Here is a 1,996-nt window from a genome sequence, read left to right as displayed (position 1 = left end):
CACAACTACCCCAACCCACACGCCTCGTGGTTGTTGGGTGGTGTGTGTGGGGTTTTTTTTGTGTGCATGGGGGGGGGGGGGGCCCCCCCCCCCCCCCGGGCCCCCCCCCCCCACCGCCATGCCGTGTCAGAACTGCGCCGTGCGTAGGGCTACCAGCGATACCAGCGGCCACTACCGCCCTTGGGCCGGGCGACGAAACCGATCAGCCACAGGATCAGGACTGCGATAGCCACCCACCAAAGAATCTCCACCGCGAAACCCGCGCCGAAGAGGATCAGGACCAGCAGAAGAACGAGAAGCAGGGGAACCATAGTTATCAACCTCCGAAGCACCGTGTGCCCTATCGCATTCAGGACATGCATTCGATTCTTACTTGATTCTTATCTCGATGACTGGGCAGAAGATCCGGCCCGCATGCTGCGGTATGCGCTCCGACGGCTTGTTGGCCCGCCGATGGGGGAGCCGCGGTTTCCGTCACCGCCCTGTACCGGCTGACCCTCTGACCTACTGCTGCGCCGGACTGCGCAGAGCTCTTGCTCGTGGGGCGGGTGTTGAGGCCCTGGCGGGGTAAGCGCGCCTCGACCACGGCATGCACGGCACAACGAGGAGGACCCGCGATGGCAGCTCGCTCCCCAGTCCGGCACCAGCCCGCCCAGGGCTTTCGGCCGTGAGCACGAGAGAGCGGCAGGACCAGGTGGTGGAGGACTCGGCGGGCGTCCTGGTCACGCGCGCTTCCCAGCAGATCGCGGAGCTGGTCCGTCAGGAGATGCAGCTGGCCCGCGCGGAGATGACGCAGAAGGGCAAGCGCTACGGGAGGGGCGGCGGTCTCTTCGCTGCGGCGGGCGCCCTCGGGCTCCTCACCGCCCAAGCCCTGTTGGCCACGTGCATCGCCGCCCTCGCCTTGGTCCTGCCGGTGTGGGTGGCAGCCCTCGCCGTCACCGGCACGCTTGCCGCCGCCGCCGCGGTCACCGCGCTGGCCGGAAAGCGTCAGATCACCAAGGCCGGCGCCCCGCTACCCGAGCAGACCCTGGACAGCGTCAAGGCCGACGTGGCCGAGATCAAGGAGAAGGCACACCGATGAACGACCAATCCCGACCCACCCCCGGCACTCCTGCTTCCGAGACGCCCACCCCCGCAGAGCTGCGCGAGAAGGTCGAGCGCACGCGCGACGAACTCGGCCAGACCGTCGAGGCCCTGGCCGCCAAGGCCGACATCAAGGCCCAAACCAAGGAGAAGACCGCCGCAATGAAGCACCAAACCGCCGAGAAGGCCTCTCTGATCGCCGACCAGGTCCGCGAGAAGGCGGGACAAGCCGCCCAGCTGGTGCGGGACAAGACCCCCGACCCGGTCCTGGACAAGACAGCCCAGGCCGCCGCGCAGGTGTGGGACAGCGCGACCCGCGCCGGACAGTACGCGGCGGACAAGACCCCCGACCCGCTGCTGGAGAAGGCCGGCCAAGCCGCGACGGTCGCACGCGGCAACCGCACTCCGCTCCTGATCACCGGCGCTCTGATCATCGCGCTCGTGCTGGTCCGTCGCAGCCGCGGACGTCGCCGATGAAGGCCTCCGGGATCGCCTACAAGCCCGTCGGACTCGCCCTGGGAGCGGCGAGCGGCATGGTCGCGGGCGCCGCGTTCAAGCAGGCCTGGAAGATCATCGAGGGGCAGGGTGATGCCCCGGATGCCACGGACGAGGACCGCACGTGGAAGCAGATCCTGCTCGCCGCGGCGATCCAGGGAGCGATCTTCGCTGTGGTCAAGGCCTCGGTCGACCGATCGGGCGCCGTGGCGGTACGCCGTCTGACCGGCACCTGGCCGGGGTGACCCACCCGCGGTGCCGGCCGGATCCCTCGATCCGGCCGGCACCGCACGGCATGGGCGGCCAACCCCCCGGGCCCATAAAGGGGGGGGGTGGCGCCCGGCCGGGGGGGGGGGGGGGGGGGGCCCCGCGGTACCGGGCGGGGGTGATTCCAGGGTTAAGGTTGGGGCCGGCGGGG

General features: G+C 69.9%; 4 protein-coding genes. 3 read left to right on the top strand and 1 reads right to left on the bottom strand.

All coding sequences use genetic code 11. From position 1 onward, the window contains the following. Window positions 1–149: 149 nt before the first annotated feature. On the bottom strand, window positions 150–311 hold the full coding sequence (locus tag ACFWUZ_RS36240; RefSeq protein WP_384382379.1) for a hydrophobic protein: 162 nt from the start codon (window positions 309–311) through the stop codon (window positions 150–152). A 356-nt stretch (window positions 312–667) separates the two neighbouring features. Here ACFWUZ_RS36240 and ACFWUZ_RS36235 point away from each other — a divergent pair, with 356 nt between their 5' ends. Genes ACFWUZ_RS36235 through ACFWUZ_RS36225 form a run of 3 tightly spaced genes read left to right on the top strand, consistent with a single transcriptional unit; the run spans window position 668 to window position 1,823 of the window. Beyond that, entirely contained in the window at window positions 668–1,081 is a 414-nt protein-coding gene (locus tag ACFWUZ_RS36235) for a phage holin family protein (RefSeq protein ID WP_384382377.1), read from the top strand. Further along, window positions 1,078–1,560 (top strand): DUF3618 domain-containing protein, encoded by a 483-nt coding sequence (locus ACFWUZ_RS36230; protein ID WP_384382375.1) that lies wholly within the window; start codon window positions 1,078–1,080, stop codon window positions 1,558–1,560. The genes ACFWUZ_RS36235 and ACFWUZ_RS36230 overlap by 4 nt, the downstream gene beginning before the upstream one ends. Continuing rightward, complete coding sequence (locus ACFWUZ_RS36225) at window positions 1,557–1,823, top strand: DUF4235 domain-containing protein (protein WP_384382373.1); 267 nt, start codon at window positions 1,557–1,559, stop codon at window positions 1,821–1,823. Before ACFWUZ_RS36230 ends, ACFWUZ_RS36225 begins: the two co-directional genes overlap by 4 nt. Window positions 1,824–1,996: the final 173 nt, after the last annotated feature.

This window comes from Streptomyces sp. NPDC058646, assembly GCF_042716875.1.
Classification (GTDB): Bacteria; Actinomycetota; Actinomycetes; order Streptomycetales; family Streptomycetaceae; genus Streptomyces.
The sequence above is the reverse complement of the archived record's forward strand: the minus strand, read 5'-3'. Positions and strand labels throughout refer to the sequence as shown.

Coding starts and splice junctions, on each gene's coding strand:
- ACFWUZ_RS36225 (WP_384382373.1), top strand. CDS start 1,557: ATGAAGGCCTCCGGGATCGCCTACAAGCCCGTCGGACTCGCCCTGGGA.
- ACFWUZ_RS36230 (WP_384382375.1), top strand. CDS start 1,078: ATGAACGACCAATCCCGACCCACCCCCGGCACTCCTGCTTCCGAGACG.
- ACFWUZ_RS36240 (WP_384382379.1), bottom strand. CDS start 311: ATGGTTCCCCTGCTTCTCGTTCTTCTGCTGGTCCTGATCCTCTTCGGC.